Source organism: Acidaminococcus sp., assembly GCA_022482815.1.
Classification (GTDB): Bacteria; Bacillota; Negativicutes; order Acidaminococcales; family Acidaminococcaceae; genus Acidaminococcus.
In genome coordinates this window covers 1411742-1432920 of record JAKVOM010000001.1, presented here as the reverse complement: position 1 = coordinate 1432920, position 21179 = coordinate 1411742, and the positions used below count along the sequence as shown (strand labels likewise).

Below are 21179 nucleotides of genomic sequence, written 5' to 3'. Positions count from 1 at the left end.
GGCTTACTGAAGGCTCTGGCTATCCTTGGAAGCTTCCAAAGTTTTGTCAGCATTTGCCGGATCATCAGCATTCTCGGTTTCATCTACTTCATTTTCGCGGAACTGGATATCATGCAGGTGTGCGTAGAGTCCGTGCTTTGCCATCAGTTCCTCATGGTTACCTTCTTCTACGATGCGGCCCTTATCAAGTACCAGAATCTTATCTGCATTCTGAATGGTCGAAAGACGGTGAGCGATAACAAAAGAGGTTCTGCCGACCATCAGGCGGTCCAGGGCTTCCTGTACAATGCGTTCACTTTCCGTATCAAGGGCAGACGTGGCTTCGTCCAGAATCAGGATACGAGGGTTCTTTAAGATTGCGCGGGCGATGGAAATACGCTGCCGCTGACCGCCGGATACGTTGATACCGCGGTCACCGAGGTGGGTTTCATACCCGTGAGGCAGCTGCATAATAAAATCATGGGCATTAGCTGCTTTGGCAGCAGCAATAATTTCTTCCCGGGTTGCGTCAAGGCGTCCATACAGGATGTTGTTATACACCGTATCGTTAAAGAGTACGGTTTCCTGCGGTACAATACCGACCTGTTCACGCAGCGAAGCCACGGTCACGTCACGGATATCAATACCGTCAACCAAAATACATCCTTCCGTCACGTCATAAAAACGCGGCAGCAGACTGGCAATCGTCGATTTACCGGCACCGCTCGGGCCGACAAGGGCAACGGCCTGGCCCGGTTCTGCCGAAAAGCTCACATCGTGCAGGATCATTTCCCCGGGGTTATAGGCAAAGGAAACATGCTTGAATTCGACCTTGCCGGTTACCGCCGGAAGTTCAATCGCGTCCGGCTTTTCCGGGATCACATCTTTGAGGTCGAGAATATAGAAGACACGTTCTGCGGCCGCCAGGGCTTTCTGGATACTCCCCATAACGCGGGCAATTCTCTTGATCGGGTTGGAAATGTTGATTGCATATACCAGGAAAGCAATCAAAGAACCGGCTGTAATATCCCCGGCAATAACGCTCCGGCCGCCAAACCAGATGATAGCCGTTACCCCGAGAGCAGCAATAAATTCAATGACAGGGGAAAGCGTTCCCATCAGCTTGGCACTCTTCATATTGGCGTAGAAGTTTGCCTTGTTCTGTTTGTTAAAACGATCGATTTCAAAAGGTTCACGGACAAAGGATTTCACCACACGCGTAGCCGACAGGGTTTCCTGCAGCACGGAGGTAATATCAGCAGAAGCTTGCTGAATACGGTGTCCGGAACGGCGGATTTTCTTTCCGAAGAAATCCATAAAGAACAGCACTATCGGGAAAGTACAGAAAGTAAAGAGTGTCAGTTTCCAGTCCAAATACACCATAGCCCCTACGGATCCGATAAGGACACTCGATTCGGTAATGATTTCGATACTGTTGGAAACCATGGCTCCCTGGAGTGCAGCTACGTCGTTTGTCACGTAGCTCATGACAGTACCAAGTTTATTCTTATCAAAGAAATGGGTACTCAGCGTCATCAGTTTGCGGAAGACGATGCTGCGTACGTCGATGACGATACTCTCGCCGACGTAGTTCATCAGGTAACTCTGTCCATAATAGAAAATACCTCTGGCAAAGAAAATCACGACAATGCCAAGAGCAATGAGGTTCAGCAAATCGCCGTCCTTGTTTTCAAAGACTTTATCGATGACGTCACGGACAATCCATGGCACGTACAGATTGGCAGCCGCACACATGACGGTACAAAAACCGGCGCAAAGAAGGCGAAACAGGTAAGGTCGGATAAATTTAAGAATTCGAAGGTATAGGCTCATTTGTTCTCCTCAGCAGTTTTGATGATTAACGCACTTGTACGACGGACAGCTCCCGGTTCTCCCAGCCGGGCAACAGCTTCCCTGATGTCCTGATGGACTTTTTTTGAATAGTCCGGCTCCAGGAAACGAAGAATCCAGGACGCCATGTTCTGCGGCGTCATTTTTTCCTGAATCAGTTCCGGCAAAATTTCCTTTCCTGCCAAAAGGTTCGGCAGTCCAATATACTTGACTTTCACCAAGGCCTTGGCAATGGCGATACTGATTGGGCTGGCCTTGTAGCAGATGACGCTTGGCAGCCCGCAAAGTGCGCATTCAAGAATCACCGTGCCGCTTGTGGCAAGAGCCGCGTCACAGACACTCATGACATCGTACCCGTGACCTTTAATCACACGGATGGGGATATCTGTCTGAGACAAAATGGCAGAGAGCTGCTGCGGATCCACAGAAGGGGCCTGCTCCAGTACAAACTCGGCTTCCGGTTCCTTCTCCAGAATGAGAGGCAGAGCCTCCAGCATCACCGGAAGGACGCCCTCCAGTTCCTTGGCACGGCTTCCGGGAAGCAGCAGAATAAGTGGATGGCCGGCTTTTTTCCCGACCAGTTTTTCGGCTTCCTCCCGAGAAAGCGTCGGTTTGACTATATCCACCAGCGGATTCCCGACAAATTCCACGGGGGCACCCGCTTCTTTATAAACCTCATAAGCAAAAGGATAGATGCAAGCTACCTTGGCGGCCAGCTGTGCCACCATTTTGGCCCTGCCTCTCCGCCAGGCCCAGGCCGACGGCGGAATATAGGAAAAGACAGGAATACCAAGGGATTTTGCAATTTTTGCAACCCGCATATTAAAATCCGGGTAATCGACTGTCACAAAAATATCCGGTTTCCAGTCCACCATAACGCGGCGGAAAGCGTCCCGGAGTGCAAACAGGTCGGGCAGTTTGCGCAGTACCTCCACAAACCCCATGACACTGTGATCTTTGTAATCAAAAATAACTTCACCGCCTGCAGCCCTGAGGGCATCCCCGCCCATGCCGAACACCTCGGCATCGGGCCGCATTGCAAGAATCTCCCTGGTCAGTGCAGCTGCGTGCATGTCGCCGGAGGCTTCCCCGGCCGATATGAAAATGCGCATGGCATTGACACCTCCCGGTCTGATTGATACTCTTCTTTCACTCACAAAATATCAGTTTATTATACCATAAGTGGGGATTTTGAGAAAGAAAAAGGGGCAAAAGTGGTTGGTACAATCATTGTTTGTCAAAAATAAAAGCAGTTGGCAGTTACAGATAGCTTCACCTTCAACAGAATAGTAAAAGTGGCTGGTGGTTAGTGAAAAAGTGGATAGTACAATCGTGCAAGCAGTAACTTTGACCAATTCTTGAAGAAGATTATAACTGGCAGTGAAGAAATAATGACGCCTTAGATTTAGTTTTCAGCCTCTGATATCTAATCAAACTTCAGAGCAAAAATTGACTTGGAATTTTGCCTCCACGGGCGACCAGCAATCTGCGGCATATCAGCACGCGACCCGTGTTTTTTGCTCCGGTTTACCGGGAAAAACAATAGGGACCATGAAAAAACGATTCGTCTTTTTCACAGTCCCCTTATTCAGTTCAATTCATCTTCGCTCATGGCTACGACGACAAGGCCATGTTCATCGGCCATTTTCAAGGCTTTTTCCCTTTCTACAAAAAGAGTCCGCCCTGCTTCCATGACGATACCGGCACAGCCGGATGCAATCATGGACTCCATCGTCTTAACTCCCACTCCGGGCACATCAAAACGATGATCCTGAGCCGGTTTGGCCGTCTTTGCCACAATCGCCTTTTTACCCAGCTTACCGCCGCGCAAAATGCACGCGTCCGTGCCTTCTATCGCTTCTACAGCCATAATCGCCTTATTTTTCACGACAACAGTCTGTCCGATATCAAGACCGCCGATTTTCTTTGCCATGGCAAAGCCATATTTCATGTCTTCCCATTCTTCCTGCGTCGGTTTCCGCTTACTCAGGACGCCGGGCTTAGGCATGATATCCTTCAAAAAGAGCGTCTGATCCATCACGTGGATGTTCATGCTCTCAAGTTTGGCTACCAGGGCATTCATGATTGTATCATCATGACGGTCAGGCAGTGACATTAAAATCTTCAGTGCCTGCCAGTCCGGGACAAGCACACCGCCCGAATACAGGATTTCTTTCGTCACTTTGCCAATCATCGTGACTTCAGTAACGTCTTCCTTCTGCAGGGTTTTAAAGATTTTACCGACCTTACCAATATTGATGGCATAAAAGACATCGGCCACGTGAGGCAGCTCTTCATGGGTGCCCGGTACCAGCCCGATTACGACCGTGCGGTACCCGCTTTTTTTGGCTCCCAGGACGACGTCCACAGGCAGGTGCCCGACGCCGGCCAGAACTCCCAAGGTCTTCGTCATGCCATCACCATTCCTTGCTGTGCTGAGACGTAGCGCGGCAGATACCACGTTCCACGGAACGCAGGAAGCGCATAAAATGCTCTACTTCTTCGTAGCTGTTGAGTTCCTGTTCCATCGTGGAGATAGCATCAGCCAGGGAAAGGCCGCGTTTATAAAGAATCTTGTAAGCTTTCTTCAGTTCCCGGCGAACTTCCAGGGAAATTCCGGCACGGGAAATACCGACACTGTTGAGGCCTGCCACGTAAGCAGGGTTGCCGGCTACGATAACAAAAGGAGGTACGTCCTGATTGATCCGGCTCATGCCGCCGCACATGCAGTTGCGTCCGATTTTGGTGAACTGATGAACAGCTGTCAGGCCGCCGATTACGGCACGGTCTTCGACAATGACGTGTCCGGCAAGGGTTGCCACGTTACTCATAATCACGTTGTTGCCGACGATGCAGTTATGGGCTACATGGGTATAAGCCATCATGAGCACGTTATTGCCGATACGGGTTTCATTGCCTTCCCCTACGGCACGGTGGACCGTTGCGCATTCACGAATCGTCGTATTGTCACCGATGATGGTGGCCGTATCTTCACCGCGGTATTTCAAATCCTGCGGGACTTCGCCGATACTTGCGCCCTGAAAAAACTCACAATGCTTACCAATCGTCGTACGTCCCGTAATGACAACGTGCGGGTGAATGATTGTACCTTCCCCGATTTTAACGTGTTCGCCAATAATGGCATATGGGCCGATTTTTACATTAGGACCTATCTCAGCACCAGGTGCGATGATTGCCGTATCATGTATCATACTAGAATCTGCCATTCAAATCACTCCCCCTTACTTATTGTCCGTGAGTGCAAAGAAGAAATCTCCCTCGCAGGCAGGTTCTCCATCTACAGTACCTTCACAATGAGCTACACCCATAGTTCCTTTGATTTTGGTAATGATTGCCGTCGTTACCAGCTGATCGCCCGGTTTGATCGGACGGCGGAAACGAACTTTGTCAATCTTGCCGAAAACAGCAATCTTGCCGCGGTTTTCTTCCGGATACAGCAGCGTAACGCCGCCGACCTGAGCCATAGCTTCAATCAGCAGCACGCCCGGCATAATCGGGTTGTTTGGGAAATGTCCCATAAACTGCGGTTCATTGAAGGTGATATTTTTGATGCCGACGGCACGTTTCATCGGTTCCAGTTCGACAATGCGGTCAACGAGCAGCATCGGGTAACGATGGGGAAGGATTTTTTGAATTTCTTGAATGCCTAACGTAATCATGTTCTTACTCCTTGTCTTAATCTCCTGGGAACACACGGTATGACGAGATTTGTGTTCCTGCTTTTTTCTGTAAGCGGCAATCTGCCGCGAAACGTTGTCATTAAAAGCATGACCGGATTTCATGCAGATGATATGCGCGTGAATCGGTCCAAGCAGATACATATCACCGATTACATCCAGAATCTTATGGCGAATCAGTTCATCTTTAAAGCGCGGCTTGGAAAGGATGCCATCTTTACTGAAGACTACCACATTATCCAGGTTGCCGCCCAAACCCAGTCCCATTTTTTGAAGCTGGGCAATTTCTTCTTCAAAGGCCACGGTCCGTGCCGGTCCCACTTCTTTGGCGAGGGCATCGCCCTGATCCTCAATGTCCATCACCTGAGTTCCCAAAAGCGGATGAGGATTGATGGAAGTAAAGGTAATGCGGAACCCGTTGTACGGAAGCACGACAATGGAGCGGTCCCCATCATAGTGACTAAAGGCGTGGTCGATATCATAAACGCATCGGGCCTTTTCCTGTTCCTTTATCCCAACCTTGAGGATAGGATCGATAAATCCCTTGGCACTGCCATCCCCTACGGGAGGCTCTGCGCTGTCCATTTCAATGTAACAGTTATCGATTTTCAGGATAGCAAGCGCTGCCATGACGTGTTCGATAGTGGTTACTTTGGCACCATTCTGCGAGAGCGTAGTCGCTCGTGTCGTATCGGAAACATTCTCAGCCGACGCCTTGACTGTCGGCCTTCCGTCCAAATCTGTTCTGACAAATACAATACCTGTATCCACCGGTGCCGGAACCAATGTCATCTTCACGAGTTTTCCCGAATGAAGACCTACCCCGTCACAAGATACCGGCCCCAGCAAAGTGTGTTGTTTTTCTGTAATCATCAGGGTCAGACACCTTCCTTATATTTTTTATATCTCTCCCGTCCATCCTTCCAACGATCGTGAACCCAAAACCACATGGCAGGGTCACGGCGGATTTCATCTTCCGCAATCGCTATCAACTCTCTCATTATAACATGAACATTCTCTTTGCGGTCAGCTGTCTTTACAGCATGGAGAGGAGGATGGATGACAGCGGTCAGTGTGCCGTCGTCATTGTTGTGCATAAAAAGAGGCACAATCGGCGCTTTAAAGACTCTCGCCAGATGTGCCGCCCCGTCAGGTACGCGGGAAGGCTTGCCAAAAAATTCAAGGTGTTCGCCTGTATGGGCCGAATCCTGGTCATACAAAATTCCTACCAGATGTTTTTCCTTGAGATACCGTCCGATAGTCAGCATGCTGTTATTACCGTGATTATACGTCACGTGCTGACCGACCATCTGCCGGTAGTCATTGATGAAGCGGTCCATGTCCCCGTTATTTTGTTTACGGGTGATGGACAAAATCGGATAACCAAGGAGCGCCATCGACGCGCCCAGCATCTCCCAGTTGCCATAATGTGCCGTACACATGATGACGCCGTGTCCTTCGGCATAAGCCTGCTCCAGATATTCCAATCCTTCAAAATGAACAAGCTCGCGGAAATTGTCCTTGGTAATAAGGGGATACCGAAGTACTTCCACCAGCATCCGTCCGAAACGGGTCACACTTTCCTTGGCAATACGCCGGGCTTCTGCTTCTGGTACACCAAGACATTCCTTAATGTTCTGAACGGCCATATACTGCCGCCACGCCGGAACCACATGCCAGCCAAGCTCACCGACAGCGGAAGCAAGTGCCCTGTTAAGGCACTGCGGCTGAGCGCACACAATTCGGCTTATCATTTTTACGAGGTTATACGCAAGCATTGCGTCCCCTCCCTTATCAAATTGACAGGCAATCTGAAAGCTATCAGATCATTGAAAAGCCCCTTGAACCATGCCTGTGCATTGCAGGTCTTACAGATTCGCTTTTCAGGATTTGTCAGACCCCTTCATAAAAAACCGGTGACGAGCGGCCAAGCACTCACCACCGGGCACTTTGCTATTTTTTTCAAAAAGTAAAATTCAAATTCCCGTAGAGGTGATGTGTACGAACGCCGATTTCAGCCGTAGTGAATTTAGCAAGCGGCAGCGACGCGCCATAGTTGAAATGACTGCCGTCATATTCACCCATAAGCGTCATCGTCTGACTGCCCAGTTTGATATCTTTTTCGAGAGCTCCGAATCCATGCTTGTATTGGTCCGTCCCAATACCGCCATGAATTTTGATACCATAAGGCAGCGCCTTGCTGGCAACGATGTACCCGCGCCGGTCTTTTTCATCGCCGAGATCATCTCCGCCGACTGCGATCGCCGGCGTGATGGGAGTTTCCTTGATCAGATTCCACTTGGCACTTACCGTACTGTAGATATCTCCGTGCTTCGGATCCACACGACTGCCTGCTACCTGCAGTCCCAGCGGCAGCGTCACGTTTCCGCGCAGATTTTGTTCATCCTTCGTCATATCATAACCGATGGATAACCGGCCGACATGTCCCGTGTACGCGGAAGGAGTATTGATGACGCCACTAACCCCCGACGGAGTCGTTTTTGCTTCTGCCGCATAAGGCAAAGCCGCTGTAAGGGCGGCTGCCATGACGATCATCATTTTTTTGTTCATAAGAAAACCTCTTTTACTTTTCTTCCAGCTGCAGCTCGCTGATTGCTTTTTCGAGCTTGCGGACTTTTTTAACAAGGTCACCGATTTTACGCTGGTTAGCCATCATGCGCAGCCATTCCAGATGCGGCTGCGCCGGAAATCCGGCCATAACCATATTATCCGGAATGTCGCTGATGACACCCGAACGAGCCGCCAGCGTGCAGTTACTGCCTACTTTCAAATGGCCTGCCGTAGCAGCCTGACCGCCAAAAGTCGTATTATGACCGATGGTCACGCTGCCGGAAATACCGACATGAGCTACAAGGATACAATTTTCGCCGATAATGTCATTATGACCAATGTGAACAAGATTATCAATTTTGGTACCCTTACCAACAATTGTACTGTCCACGGTAGCCCGGTCGACGCAGGTATTGCAGCCAATTTCCACATCATCTTCCAATACTACGTTACCGGTCTGCAGTACTTTGGTATGCTTCCCGTTCGTCGTAATGTAACCGAACCCATCACCGCCGATGGAGCAGCCTGCCTGCAGAATGACACGGTCGCCCAGTACGCAGTCTTCACGCACAACAGCACTCGGATAGAGCGTGCAGTCTTTGCCGACTTTGACGTGGCGGCCTACGTACACGTGCGGATAAATGACGGTATTATCACCAATCTCAGCATCTTCCGCCACATAGGCAAAAGGCATGATGGCCACATTGCTGCCAACTTTTGCCGTAGGATGGACAAAAGCGTAGGGACTGACTTTCCGTTCGATCGATTCAGGCGGACGGAACAGCGTCAGCAGGTCGGCAAAGGCAGCACGCGGGTTAGCTACCCGAATCAGTGCCTGCGGACCTTTAAGTTCCCCATCTTCAGGAATGAGAATAGCACCTGCCTTTGATTGTCCGGCAACTTCCAGATACGGAGGAACCGCAAAAGAGATTTCTCCGGGACGTGCTTCCTCGAGGCCGTTTACTCCGCTGATTACCATCTTCGGATCCCCCTGTACAATGGTACCATGTAGTAGTGTGGCCAGTTCCTGCAGCGTTTTTTCCATATTCAGCATCCTTTCTCATTTTGGAATTGGAAAAAGGCGAACCCCCTGTTCGCCCTTCCATTCTTTATTTCATTGCTTTGATTACGTCGTCCGTTACATCAACACCGCCCTGAGGAACAGCTTCCTTAATCAGGACAGCACTCAGGTTCTTTTGCTTTGCGACTTCAGACACAGCCGATTCAAAGCTTGCTTTTACCTTGTTCTGAGCTTCCGCTTTGGCAGTCATCATTTCGTTGTTCTTCTGCGTGTAAATCTTCTTTTGCTCGTCTTCACTCTTACCCTGGATTTCCTGCTTGAAGGATTCTTCTGCAGCCTTACCTTTTTCCTGCAGTTCCTTGGTTGCGTTCTTGAAGACTTCACTTTCGGTTTCTACTTTTTGCATATCCACGACACCGAACTGTGGGTTGCGGCCGCAGCCAAATGCAAATAAAGCGGTAACAATCATGCCAACTGCTAAAATTTTTTTCATGTTTGTAATCCCTCTTAGTATACTATTTTTTTGACCTCGAGACTAACCTCATCCGTAATATCGTCCGCACTGATATTGGCACGGGGATTCCGGAATATCAAGGTGTATTTCCGGGTCAGATTTACTTTCTTGATGGCGCTCAGAATATCACTGTCGATTTCATCACGCAGCTTCTGTTCTTCTTCTGCCTGCTTCTGGATTTGGTTATCCATAGACTGAATCAGCTGATCCAGCTCTTTTTCACCGGGCTGGAATCCCTTTCCGTCTTTCAGGCTGAGACCTGTATCCTTTTCTGCCTGGGCCTCGGCAAGCGACTGTCCATAGGCAGCAATACGAGCCCTGCTGGCAGCCACATCGTCTGCCATTTGCTCTGCAATATAGGCTCTTTTTTTAGCTTCAATCGCCTCGATTGCCTGCCGCCTTTTTTCAAGCAGTTCGGATTGTTCCTGCAGAAGTGCCTGCTGGGACTCCTTGGTCATCTTCAGTGTGCCAAGTTTCAGACGGAGATTAAAGAGCGGAACCCGGTACTCCTCTTCCAGAGCTTCCCGGTCAGCCTTGACCTTTTCTTCGGCCGCAGCCATCAAAGATTCCTGTTTTTTATTCAAGGCATCCTGCTCCTGCGCCTGCTTTTCAGCAATCTGAGCCGCGAACTTGGCACGGGCAAACTGATTCTTCCCGGCCGTGTTCAGACTTTTCATTTTGCTCAGGATGGCAAGCTGCTGACGCCCATTTTGAAGCTGCTTATCCCGCATTTTCTTTGCGGATTCCAAGGTTTGCTGCTTAGCCTGCCACTTTTTGTAATTCGGGTGTTCTTTCACCAGGCGGTCCCAATCTACTACAGCAAATTTGACCGGCTGGCGCCCAAATGGCAAGTAACGGCTCAAAGCACCGCACCCGCCAAGAAAAAGCGCCGCTGCCATAATGAGGCAAACAAGCTTAAGCTTTCGCATAGGCGCCTCCCCCTGCCGCCGTCCTTATTTCTGTTTCTTCATAGCGGCCAGCACATCCTGTGTCACATCCGTACCGCCATAGACAACTGCCTTATCGGAAACGACTACGATAAGGCCCTTTGTCTTGCTGACAGATACAATCGCTTCATCCACTTGTTTTTTCAGTGGTGCGATGGCTTCTTCCTGCGTATCCAGGATTTTCTTTTGGATGTCGGTATAGAGCTGCTGCTTATCGGCATCGCTCATATCCTTACTTTTCTCTTCATATTCTTTTCTGCCGTCTTCGCCGGCCTGCTGAATCTTGGTACGGGCTTCATCCATACCAGGTGCGCCTGCCAGTGCGGCAGAATAGTTTATTTTGCCAATGGCAGAGTTGTTTGCATCGCCGGCGGAACCAGTCAGAGCGGCTCCTCTTACGGCAATAGCAAAAGCACCAATGACAAAAATTGCTGCAATTGCCAATGAAACAACTTTTACATTCTTTTTCTTGGCAAACTCTATCATTTTCTTTATCCCTACTTCCTCGTAATCTTATTAGAACTGACCGCCAAAGCTGAAGTGGAACCGGCCGCCGCGGTCAGAACCATCCAGACGATAACCGTAATCCAGGCGAATCGGGCCGAGCGGAGAATTGATGCGCAGGCCCAGACCAACCGTATACTTCAAATCGCTCAGATCGAAGTCGGTTTCGTCATAATCCTTACTCCAGGCGTAACCGGCATCCGTGAAGGTAACGCCCTGTACCTGTTTGAAGATCGGGAAGCGGTATTCCAGCGAGCCTTTCAGCATACTGTTGCCTTTGAACTGGTCATCACGATAGCCGCGGAGGAATTCACTGCCGCCGACAGCAAAGCGCTGGGACAAAGGCATATCGCCGTTTGCATACCCGATACCGAGGTTGAGGGCCCAGACATTATCCTTACCCATACGATAATAGTACCGGTAGTCAGCCTGATATTTTTCGAAGGTAAAGTCGCCGCCGAAGCTTGCCCATTCTACGGAGTAAGCAGTTCTCTTACCTTCGCGCGGATCAAAGATGTTGTCACGCGTATCGAGGATACGGGCAAAGGTAATACTGCGAGTCGTACCGAAGTTTTTCTCTCTTCTCTTGTGAGCTACATCATCGCCCTTGAACACGCCGTCATCGACGCCTTCAAAGTACTGGTTGTAGTTATATCCGTCGACCGTGTCCTTATATTTATCATCACGGTTTTTCAACGTAATCTGGTTCGTAATGAATTCGTTGTCCGTCACGCGGCTGAAGGTGATTTCTTCACCGATTCTCTTCTTATAGTAACGGGCAATTTCGTCGCCGTCGCGGTCATAGTCGGCGTACTCGTTCGTCATGTTATAGAAGGAGAGCGCCATCGTGGTTTCTTTATCGTCAATCCACGGTTTGATGTAAGAAACTTCGAAGTTCGTATTGGTTTCATCGTCTCCGCCGAATTCCCAACGGGCATTAAGGCTGTCGCCGGTGCCGCGGAAGTTCTTATCACCGATGGTCACCATACCGAGGAAACCATCAGCATCACTGTAGCCGGCACCGATACCAAACGTACCGGTACTCTGTTCTACTACGGAAATTTCGACCGATACCGTATTCGGCATCTGGCCCGGGTTCAGACGAATGTTTACATCTTCAAAGAAGCCCAGGTTGTAAATCTTCTGCATGGAACGGCGAGCCAGCTTGGCATTGAAAGGATCACCCTTCTTCATGCGCATTTCACGAATCACTACATAATCCTTCGTCTTCGTGTTGCCTTTGACGCGGAAGTCTTCAATCACGCCTTCAGCTACTTCCAGGATCAGATGACCATCCGGCAGCATACGAACATCGGCTACTTTAGCAAGAATATAGCCCTGCTCAGCATAAAGATTTTCGACTTTGCGCGCGCCGATGTTGACGTCACGGGCGTTAACGACCTGACCTTCTTTCAGGTTCATAGCTTTTTTGATATCGTGGGTGGAAATCTTGGTATTGCCCTCGACTTCCAGTTCCGTCAAGATCGGGTTTTCGGCTACGTGATAGACAATCTGGAGACCTTCCGGCACGCGGTTAAAAGTCGGGACAATATCATAGAACCAGCCCGTCTCATAAAGCGACCGGATATCATCCTGCAGGCCCGCCGAAGTGAACTTGGTTCCGGCAGTCATCTTGAGTGCATCATTGAGACCGCTCGTTTCTTCATTCTTGTTGCCTTCGAATGTAATCTTTGTGATTGTCAGATTTTCATACGGAGCGACCTGCTTGGCCAGCTTTTCATATTCATTGACAACCGCCGCATCAGAACCGGGGTTCATGGCACTGAGACCAGGTTCCTGTTTCTGCTGTGCTTCGGCGATTTCCTTCTGCTGCTGCAGACGGGCCAGCATCTGTTCATCCTCAACAACTTGCTCCTTATGTTCCTTCTCAAGTTGTTCCTTACCGACCTTTTCGATATAGGTAATACCATTGCGGCGCACTTCACGGTAAACAGGTTTATTCTCCCCATTTTCCTGAGAAGTGGACTCCGTGGCTTGAGATGCATCAGTACTCGTCTGAGCGGTACTTGTGGTACTCGTAGTCGTTGTAGTTGTACCTTGTACCTGCGAAGTAGCCGGCGCTTCCAATGCTGCCTTTTCCTCCGGGGAAACCGTAATCGTTCCAGTCGGAGCTTGAGCATTTTCAGTCGTTTTACGGCCAGCAAGCGTAATATCCTGACTATGGGACACTTCAGCATAAGCCGGTGCCGCCAGTACCAAGGACGCTGCGACAGCTAAGGAAAGCCGGCGCCAATGCAAATTTGTATTCATACATAACCCCCTGCTTAACGGTTAAAATTGAGAACCGATGGACTCATCCGCGATTCCCGGGAGGAGCTACTGATTTTTGTTTTTGAATGTTAAATCAGTATTCCTGCTGACCGGGCATCCCCGGCCCGGTCAAGTTATACCTTCTAATTATACCCTCTCTCCCTCAAAATTACTAGTCAACGCTCGGAAAGAGGTGGGAAATTTAACGGAATATTTACAAAAACTTTGCAATTGTTTCTTGCTCTGATTCAAAGAAACAGGCTTTTCCAAGACAAAAAGAGAAAATCAAAAAATCATTCCACAACACTTCCTTTGGATTTGTGAAAGCGGCCAGCTGCAGAAGCAGGTCACATTATATTGATATTTATTTTTCAAGAAGCAGGCACAAACCATTGACCCTGATTTGGCATCTTGCTGTCTGCGAATCAAAGAAAATCCGACACAGAACCAGCAGTGCCCCCATGGGGCAACGGCAGTGCCGCTTCGAAAACAACCTCATCCGGACAATGATTATCATCAGAACTTTGTATGATACTGAAGCCCATACCATTTATTCTGATCTTCGTCTTCCGAAATACTGAAATTCCAATTCCGGCCCAGATTGTATTCGGCAAAAATGCTCGTATCCTGTCCATCGAAGCTGGCTGTGTAACCAATCCGCAGGTTGCGCCCGAAATACCGGGCTGCCAGCCAGTTGTACTGCCGCCGGTCTTCACCGACGACCTCGCTTGCCCGATTGGAACTGATAGAGAAGCCAATGCCGCTCTGGAGGCTGCCGCTGTACACACGCAGCTCATCAAGCTGCAGAGCTTGTTTGATAATATCTTCCACATCGGAAAGATAACTCAGCTGAATGCCGGCATCCACCAGTGTCATCCAGTTATCCGACGTCAAGTCTTCACTATCTGTTTTCAATGTCAGGAAACGCTTCAGCGTATCTTCATTCTGCGGCGGATCACTGGTGAGCCTGATATGAAGTTTATCCAGGGAAAGAGGACCTTCGGCCGTAGCAAAGATGGCGTACTGACCAAGCCGTGCCATTGCCTTCATATCAAGGAAAGGAACAAAGGTTCCTGCTTTCGGCCAGGAAACCAGGCCGTACCCGATATTGAAAGGTGTATTGAGATAATTGAGATTCCCCTTCGTCACCTGGATGGCGCCGTCAATTTCCGGATAGGATGTCGTACCCAGGACATGAAGTTTCCCTTTGGCCCAGATATCGTAGAACGAAGAAGAGTGCAAATGGATGTCGTCGCCCAAATCAATATTAAGATCCAGTCCTTTCGGAGAACCGCCCGGCCCAAAGTCCGGAATGGAAGTAATTCCGATATAGAGATCTTCCGCCTTTGCATTCCCGGAAATAAACGGCATACTGTCTTTTTGGGTAACGGAGAAGTTGCCGTTAAATTTACCGCCGATGAGCTTGGAATCCAGCTCGACATCCTTTACATTCATAACCAGACTGTAAGGCATGTCACCGCCGTGCAGCTGATAGTTGCCGGATGCAGTAATCGACCCTTTGCCGTTATCTCCGGTTACAGCCGAAAATTCCTTGAGTAAAATCTTATCGCCTTCAAAAGAAGTATGGAGCTTGATGTGATCAAAGGTATTATTGATACCGCGGAATTTAATCGTTCCGTCATCGAGATCCACAGACCCGTCGAGCGCATAATTTTCAAGCGTACCCGTCAGTGAGACATTACCCTTCAGCGGACCGGAAGCCCACTGCACATACTTCGTCATGGTCGGCAGGATATCCAGGTTAGCATTATCCAGATGGAATTCAAGATCCATCCGTGCGCCCGGATTCCTTCTCTCGCTTTCTCTGCGCAGCAGATCCAGAGGGAAAGTTCCGTAAGCGGAGATTTTATAGACATCCCGCTGAGCGAGCAGCTGATCCACCTTGAACATGCCGTTTCTCAGCGTAGCCATACCGTAAATATCATCGAAGGAAACTCCGCTGACAGAACCGTTATTCACTTCCAGGGAGAAGTTGCCCTGCGGATCATCAAAGGTGCCCTTCAGCTGTGCGGCAACATTCATCTTACCACCGACTTCCGGGGGATCCTTCATCGTCACCGTCAACAGCTTTGGATTAATCTGGTTAGCGGCTACTTCGAGATTCATCGTCTTCTTGCGCACATCGAAATTGCCTTGTGCGGCCAGCATACCGCCGCCGGTCTCATGGGCTTCAAGTTTGCGAATTTCCCAGTAACCACGTCTCGTGAACAGGTCAAAATCAGCAGACGAGAACGGAACTCCGCTCACAACGCCGTCTTCGACCTTGCCGATAATAGTCATACCGGTTCCCCGGCCCTCTTTATTCAGTTCAATCCGGCCGGACAAGAGACCATCTACATTCCAATCGAGACCGCCAATTTTGAGGAGAGAACGAATATTTCCCTTTTCGACATCGGCTGTCCACTGGAATAATTTCTGGTCAAAATCAAAGTGCAGTGTCAGGAAATAATCCCCTCCGGCTTTCTGCTGGAAAGAACCTTCAAAATCGTTAACATGGCCGCCGCTGCTGGAAAGGCTGAGTGCCACACCGGTAAATTCTTCTCCGTTGACAAAAACCGAATCAGAAGAAAGAACACCGTTGAAAAGAGGTCTCCCAACCGTGCCGCTTACAGCACCGCTGAAATTGACACTGCCCGCCAGATCGACATATTCCTTGAACCAAGGCAGGCGCTGCAGCCGTACACCCTGGGCGTCCACACCGAGATTCAGGCGCCCATCGCGCCCAATCTGCCCGGAGAATGTGGCTTCCGCAGTCAGGGCCTTCATCTTGAAGTTTTTAAGCTGAAGCACCGACCCGTCATACGTATAGTCCCCGGCGATTTCATCGACCAGGAATTTATTGAAAGAACCATCATAGGCACGGACATGACCGTTAAAGGTCGGGTTCGACAGCGGGCCCTGCACCTGGATGGTATTCGTCAGATTGCCTGTCACCGGATACGGCGAATGGAAAGCTTCACTGAACGGTTCAAGACGAACGCCTGTCGTAACAAGCGTCATATCAAGGATGGGCTCAGACCCTGAAAGGTCTATAGTACCATCGAGATGATGCCGTCCCTGAGGCGGATTAAATTCTACGTTCATGAAGGTTGCTACATGGTTTTTCCATCCGACCATGCCGTGGGCCTCCCGGGTAATGACGCCCTTAAAAGACGCATCCCGCAGGGAAAAGGCAACTTTGCCTTCCGGATCGTCCAGCGTGCCGCCGGCCATCACGTGCGCCGACAAAAGCCCGTCGCCTTCCTGGCCTGCGTAGGCCAGGAACGGAGAAATCGGTATATCCGTCAAATAAGCATCCCCGGTCAAAGCGTCACCGGCAAGACTTCCCTGTGCCGTAATGATGCCGCCGTCCTTCGTATAAGCGGAAAGATGGTTTACCGTCATCTGGTCTTTTTCAATCACAGCCTGGGCCCTCAGATTTTGCAGCGTCAGCCCGTTCCAGGAAAGCGTCAGGTCATCCCCGATTGCTTCAAGGGACAGGGCTTCATTTTCATAAGTTCCCGCCGCATAGAGCGAGCCGCTCGCCATCAGATTTCCGGCCTTAGGCACAAAAGTACCGATATTAACGGTATCTAAATTCAGGGAAGCCGCAGCCGCGTGATTTTCCCAGTCATAGGTTGCAGAAATAACAGCGTGGCCGCCGGCCGTATCCGCCGAACCGTTTGTAATCACAAAAGTATGAGGTGCCGTTCCAATAGGGATACGAACTCGCTCAAACTCCCAGTCTTTGACTGTCAGTACATCCGAGGTAATCTCGCCGTCCGCCTTCAAATCATCCCTGGAACCATTAAGAACCAGCGAACCATTTAAAGCTCCGCTCACAGGAATATCCAGCAGCAGGGCGCCCGGATCAAAGTCATGAAGCGTGACTTTGAAAGCTTTCATTACAGGATTCTTCGTATCATTGATATTCAGTTCCCCGTTGAGTGTTACGTTCTGCCCGGCCAGTGCAGCCTGCATCTGGTCAAAGGTCAGGTCCGCATTATCAAAAGAAATACCGCCGGAAAGACGAATCGGCAAATCATTTCCCTGGTAGCTGTAATGCGTTTCCAATGGATCTGCCTCGACTTTACCTGAAAGACGACTGCCTTCATCATTATTGGTCCAGGTCAGGGTAAGCCCGCGAATATTCCCGCGAGTCTCCGTAAGCGGTACATAATGGCCGACCAGTGCGGAGAAATCATCTACCGTCAGCGCATCGGAAGAAGCCGTGACTTCTCCTTGTCCCTTGCTGTTAATGAGGCCTGCCAGCCTGATGGATTGATCTTTGTAGGAAACGTCGATATTCAGGCCATAGTCGGGGTTCCTCGCAAGATCAATACTGCCGTCTGCACCGACCTGCCAGCTGCCAAAGGGCGTTAAAAGATTCAGCGTTCCTTCTTTTATGTAGACGCGTCCCTTGAAGTCCGTGTTGCTGCTGCCCGTATCCTTCAGCAAATGCTCCACATTCCATTTATCCTGATCATCCATGACCATATTGACACTGGGATGGTCAAGGGTAATTGTGGAGACCGTGCCAAAAGCCCCTCCGCCGGTCAAAAGGCGCAGGGGATTCACGTAAAAAGACAGAGCAGGCACATGGGCAATGAGTGTACCGTTTTCATCGCGCAAAGAAGCCTCCCTCACCGTAAAGCTTAAGTCAGGGCTGGCTTCAATCTTTTCAATATGCAGTTTTCCGTTGATATATGCTTCAGCCGTCTGCTCGATAAACGGTTTTGCCTGCTCAAGTCCCTTGGGAAGTACGACCTTCCACACAACCAAATGAGCACTGACAAGAACGATTGCACAGACAGGCAGCCATTTTTTCATTCGGAACCGCATCTGTGTCCTCCCCATTCGTGGAAACACTGATTTTTTGGTTTAAACAACTTCCAATCAATTAATCATAGTATATCAGACTCAGAGCAATTAAAAAATAAAAATACAGTAAAACACGATTTTTTCACAAAGATAAAGAAAATGTAAACCGTGCCGGTTTTTTATGATTATACTTTTTTATAACAGAATAACGCATAAAAATGAAGAAACAATGAAAGAAATCATTCATAAAGGGTAGGATGGCAGCCTCCCGGTTTGCCACACAAAAAAGAGCATATCGACACAAAGTCGATATGCTCGAATTCTTTTTATTACTCTTCCATGTCCGTCGGAACACCCATGGACTGTTCAAGCAGTGCCCAGGAGGTATTGTAGTCATAGAGAGCTGTAATGTAGTTGTTCTTTGCGGTAGTCAGGGCAACCGAAGCATCGATAACGTCGGTGTTCGTGCCCACGCCGGCCTGATAACGGAGCTGAGCGATACGGTAATCTTCTTCAGCTTCCGCAACAGCAACTTCCGTTGTCTTGATGCGCTTTTCAGCTTCGCGCATGCTGAGGTAGTTCGTACGAACAGCCAGTCTCACCTGATCGGAAATCTGGCGATAGCTTTCCTGAGCCTTTTCAACGTTGGCCTTGGCTTCGCGAATCTTAGCCGCATTCACGCCGTAGTCCCAGATATTGAAGTTCAACGTGACTCCAATGGACCAGTCGTACTTATCTTTCCCGGGGAAGTGATCATCGCCCCACCGGTTATCAGCATCAAAGTAAATGCTCGGCAGCGTAGCACCGTTTGCAATCTTCTGGTCAGCTTCAGCCATCTTCACGGAAGCTTCAGCCTGATGGATTTCCGGACGATTCATCATTGCATACGTCAGGCAGTTATCCAATGTATAATCATTAGGCTTGTATTCAAGACCCTGGCTCAAGTTAAGACGGGTTTCCGTCGGCAGTCCGATGACATTATTCAAGGTTGCAACGGCTACCTCGTAGCTGTTCTGATCCTGGGTCAGCGTCTGCTGTGCATCTACCAGTTCCACCTGGGAACGCAGCACATCTACTTTTGCAGAAACACCTACATTGAATTGTGCTTCTGTATTCTTTAAGTGCTCAGCGAGACGGTCCACGGTTTCCTTATCAAGCTGAACTGTATTCGCAGCTTCCAGGACGTCATAATAGCCCTTGACTGCATTATAACGAGCCGTCTGATAAGAACTGCTCATCCCGTATTTGTAGTAATCCAGATTCCGTTCAGCCCGTTCAATCTGACCTTCGAGCTGCCCGCCGGTATAGATAGGTACCTGGATGCTTACGGTGTTAATGCTGGAGTTCTTGCTCACCGGAGACCTGTAGGAAGCACCTCCCAGCTCGCGGTAGGTCATATTCCGGCCCGTGCTGTGAGCAAAATCGATCGTGCCCCAGCGAGCGCCCTTGGCCTGATCCACTTCAGCCTCTGCGGCTTCCAGTTCGCGTCCGGAAATCTTGACATCGGAGTTATTTTCCAACGCCATCCGGACTGCTTTATTGAGATCCAAACTTACGGTATTCGGAGTAGCTGCCCATACCGCATTTAACGTTAATGCACTTAACACAAGCGTGCTCAAAATCGTCTTTTTCTTAGGAATCCACTTCACGGTTTTATACCCTCCTATGAATCTGACTGCTTAGTCAGTATAAATCATTATAAACATTCAACATGCTAAAGTCAACCAAACTCACACAGAATTTAAATTTAGAAACGTGCCCGTAAACCAACGTAAGTATGGTTGGAAGCATCATCCAGCACGTCCATGCTTTCCCCAATCAGGGAAATTTTGGGACTGAATGCCCACTCCGCACCTACTTTCAGTTTACCGTCATTGAAATCATAATAATCCGTAAAGAGTTTCACCTTAGGAGAAACCCACCAATCAGCACCAACGCCGAAGTCGCCTTCAATGACACCGACACGTCCCCAGAGGGAATGGCTCAGTCGTTTGTTATAACTCAGATCCAGATCGTCATCATCGCCGACATCGGAAATGCCCAAGTAAATAAAATCATCGTTGCGCAGCGGCATCTCGGCCCCTACGTCAGCGCGCCACTTGCTTTCCTTATCGTTATACATGATATCCGTGCGCAGCTTTGCGTCGGTGAAGGCACCCATGATCCGATTGGCCTTGTCACTCGTCTCTGCCGCGTTGTGGATCGTATCTTTCAAATCTTTTTGAACAGAAGCATCGGTTACGACGTTCTGAAGAGATTCAGCCGTATTTTTGATTTTCTCGCTGGCGTCCTTCATATTCGCAGCCATGGCTGCTACGTTCTGGCCGGTAGCTCCATTGGCATCAGCCTGGGTTACGATGCTGTTCATATGCACCGTCATGTCCTTCATCTGGCTGACCATGGTCTTGATATCGCCCTGGTTATCCTGAGCCATCTGGGCAAGTGCCTTCGTGAATGCATTCAGGTTCTTTGTCACTTCACCGGTCTGGATGAATCCCTGCCGCATCGCAAGCTGTACATCCTTGTCCCCGAACACATTGCTGAAAGCATCGGCGACATCACCCAGCTTTTCCATGACTTTTTCTGTGGTCTGCATCATTTTATCCACGTCGGAAGTGGATTGTCCCGTGATGGTCTCACCATCGCGGAAGCTGATGCCCGTGGCAATCTCAGGAGGCGAAATCGTTACAAACTTCGTACCCATGACGCCGTCCATCCCGATACCAAACTGGGAATTACGAGGCACCTTTTGCTTCTCGTCAATTTTCATAATGACTTTGACCTTGGAACCGTCCACAAGAATATCAGAGACCTTTCCAATCGGCACACCGGCAAAACGAACTTCATTGCCCGTTTTGAGGCCATTGACATTATCAAATATTACATTCAGCGTATAGCTTCCCTTTGTGAAACTAAATATTCCAAGAAACGTCAGCATCAGTGCCAGAATGACAAAACCGCCTAATGTCACCGCACCTACTTTTGCTTCATCTGCTTTCATC

At 49.4% G+C, this 21179-nt stretch carries 15 protein-coding genes; all 15 read right to left on the bottom strand.

The features are described from left to right. Positions 1-3 precede the first annotated feature (3 nt). Positions 4-1812, bottom strand: coding sequence for an ABC transporter ATP-binding protein/permease (locus LKE33_06325; GenBank protein MCH3950534.1), 1809 nt, complete (start codon positions 1810-1812; stop codon positions 4-6). Next, on the bottom strand, positions 1809-2942 hold the full coding sequence (gene lpxB, locus LKE33_06320; protein ID MCH3950533.1) for a lipid-A-disaccharide synthase: 1134 nt from the start codon (positions 2940-2942) through the stop codon (positions 1809-1811). Before lpxB ends, LKE33_06325 begins: the two co-directional genes overlap by 4 nt. 476 nt (positions 2943-3418) lie before the next feature. Next, positions 3419-4243, bottom strand: a complete 825-nt coding sequence (gene lpxI / locus LKE33_06315; protein MCH3950532.1) for a UDP-2,3-diacylglucosamine diphosphatase LpxI — start codon at positions 4241-4243, stop codon at positions 3419-3421. A 4-nt stretch (positions 4244-4247) separates the two neighbouring features. After that, entirely contained in the window at positions 4248-5057 is an 810-nt protein-coding gene (lpxA, locus tag LKE33_06310) for an acyl-ACP--UDP-N-acetylglucosamine O-acyltransferase (protein MCH3950531.1), read from the bottom strand. A gap of 15 nt (positions 5058-5072) precedes the next feature. After that, a complete protein-coding gene (gene lpxC, locus LKE33_06305; GenBank protein ID MCH3950530.1) occupies positions 5073-6401 on the bottom strand; it encodes a UDP-3-O-acyl-N-acetylglucosamine deacetylase in 1329 nt (442 codons plus the stop codon). Between the two features lie 5 nt (positions 6402-6406). Then, complete coding sequence (locus LKE33_06300) at positions 6407-7306, bottom strand: lysophospholipid acyltransferase family protein (GenBank protein MCH3950529.1); 900 nt, start codon at positions 7304-7306, stop codon at positions 6407-6409. A gap of 184 nt (positions 7307-7490) precedes the next feature. Next, complete coding sequence (locus tag LKE33_06295) at positions 7491-8099, bottom strand: YjbH domain-containing protein (protein ID MCH3950528.1); 609 nt, start codon at positions 8097-8099, stop codon at positions 7491-7493. Positions 8100-8112: 13 nt separating this feature from the next. Further along, positions 8113-9144 (bottom strand): UDP-3-O-(3-hydroxymyristoyl)glucosamine N-acyltransferase, encoded by a 1032-nt coding sequence (gene lpxD, locus LKE33_06290; GenBank protein ID MCH3950527.1) that lies wholly within the window; start codon positions 9142-9144, stop codon positions 8113-8115. 64 nt (positions 9145-9208) lie between these two features. Continuing rightward, positions 9209-9613: an OmpH family outer membrane protein gene (locus LKE33_06285; GenBank protein ID MCH3950526.1), complete on the bottom strand. Its 405-nt coding sequence runs from the start codon at positions 9611-9613 to the stop codon at positions 9209-9211. Between the two features lie 14 nt (positions 9614-9627). Further along, positions 9628-10563, bottom strand: a complete 936-nt coding sequence (locus tag LKE33_06280; protein ID MCH3950525.1) for an outer membrane chaperone Skp — start codon at positions 10561-10563, stop codon at positions 9628-9630. A 24-nt stretch (positions 10564-10587) separates the two neighbouring features. Then, positions 10588-11067: an OmpH family outer membrane protein gene (locus LKE33_06275; protein MCH3950524.1), complete on the bottom strand. Its 480-nt coding sequence runs from the start codon at positions 11065-11067 to the stop codon at positions 10588-10590. 30 nt (positions 11068-11097) lie between these two features. Further along, positions 11098-13356, bottom strand: coding sequence for a BamA/TamA family outer membrane protein (locus tag LKE33_06270; protein MCH3950523.1), 2259 nt, complete (start codon positions 13354-13356; stop codon positions 11098-11100). 516 nt (positions 13357-13872) lie between these two features. Further along, entirely contained in the window at positions 13873-18198 is a 4326-nt protein-coding gene (locus LKE33_06265; GenBank protein ID MCH3950522.1) for a translocation/assembly module TamB domain-containing protein, read from the bottom strand. A 308-nt stretch (positions 18199-18506) separates the two neighbouring features. Beyond that, positions 18507-19826: a TolC family protein gene (locus tag LKE33_06260; protein MCH3950521.1), complete on the bottom strand. Its 1320-nt coding sequence runs from the start codon at positions 19824-19826 to the stop codon at positions 18507-18509. A 98-nt stretch (positions 19827-19924) separates the two neighbouring features. Beyond that, positions 19925-21178 (bottom strand): MlaD family protein, encoded by a 1254-nt coding sequence (locus LKE33_06255; protein MCH3950520.1) that lies wholly within the window; start codon positions 21176-21178, stop codon positions 19925-19927. Between the last annotated feature and the right edge of the window lies 1 nt (position 21179).

Bases quoted from the DNA above. Each gene is read 5' to 3' on its own strand.
- LKE33_06325 (MCH3950534.1), bottom strand. From the start codon at position 1,812: ATGAGCCTATACCTTCGAATTCTTAAATTTATCCGACCTTACCTGTTT.
- lpxB (MCH3950533.1), bottom strand. From the start codon at position 2,942: ATGCGCATTTTCATATCGGCCGGGGAAGCCTCCGGCGACATGCACGCA.
- lpxI (MCH3950532.1), bottom strand. From the start codon at position 4,243: ATGACGAAGACCTTGGGAGTTCTGGCCGGCGTCGGGCACCTGCCTGTG.
- lpxA (MCH3950531.1), bottom strand. From the start codon at position 5,057: ATGGCAGATTCTAGTATGATACATGATACGGCAATCATCGCACCTGGT.
- lpxC (MCH3950530.1), bottom strand. From the start codon at position 6,401: ATGATTACAGAAAAACAACACACTTTGCTGGGGCCGGTATCTTGTGAC.
- LKE33_06300 (MCH3950529.1), bottom strand. From the start codon at position 7,306: ATGCTTGCGTATAACCTCGTAAAAATGATAAGCCGAATTGTGTGCGCT.
- LKE33_06295 (MCH3950528.1), bottom strand. From the start codon at position 8,099: ATGAACAAAAAAATGATGATCGTCATGGCAGCCGCCCTTACAGCGGCT.
- lpxD (MCH3950527.1), bottom strand. From the start codon at position 9,144: ATGGAAAAAACGCTGCAGGAACTGGCCACACTACTACATGGTACCATT.
- LKE33_06285 (MCH3950526.1), bottom strand. From the start codon at position 9,613: ATGAAAAAAATTTTAGCAGTTGGCATGATTGTTACCGCTTTATTTGCA.
- LKE33_06280 (MCH3950525.1), bottom strand. From the start codon at position 10,563: ATGCGAAAGCTTAAGCTTGTTTGCCTCATTATGGCAGCGGCGCTTTTT.
- LKE33_06275 (MCH3950524.1), bottom strand. From the start codon at position 11,067: ATGATAGAGTTTGCCAAGAAAAAGAATGTAAAAGTTGTTTCATTGGCA.
- LKE33_06270 (MCH3950523.1), bottom strand. From the start codon at position 13,356: ATGAATACAAATTTGCATTGGCGCCGGCTTTCCTTAGCTGTCGCAGCG.
- LKE33_06265 (MCH3950522.1), bottom strand. From the start codon at position 18,198: ATGCGGTTCCGAATGAAAAAATGGCTGCCTGTCTGTGCAATCGTTCTT.
- LKE33_06255 (MCH3950520.1), bottom strand. From the start codon at position 21,178: ATGAAAGCAGATGAAGCAAAAGTAGGTGCGGTGACATTAGGCGGTTTT.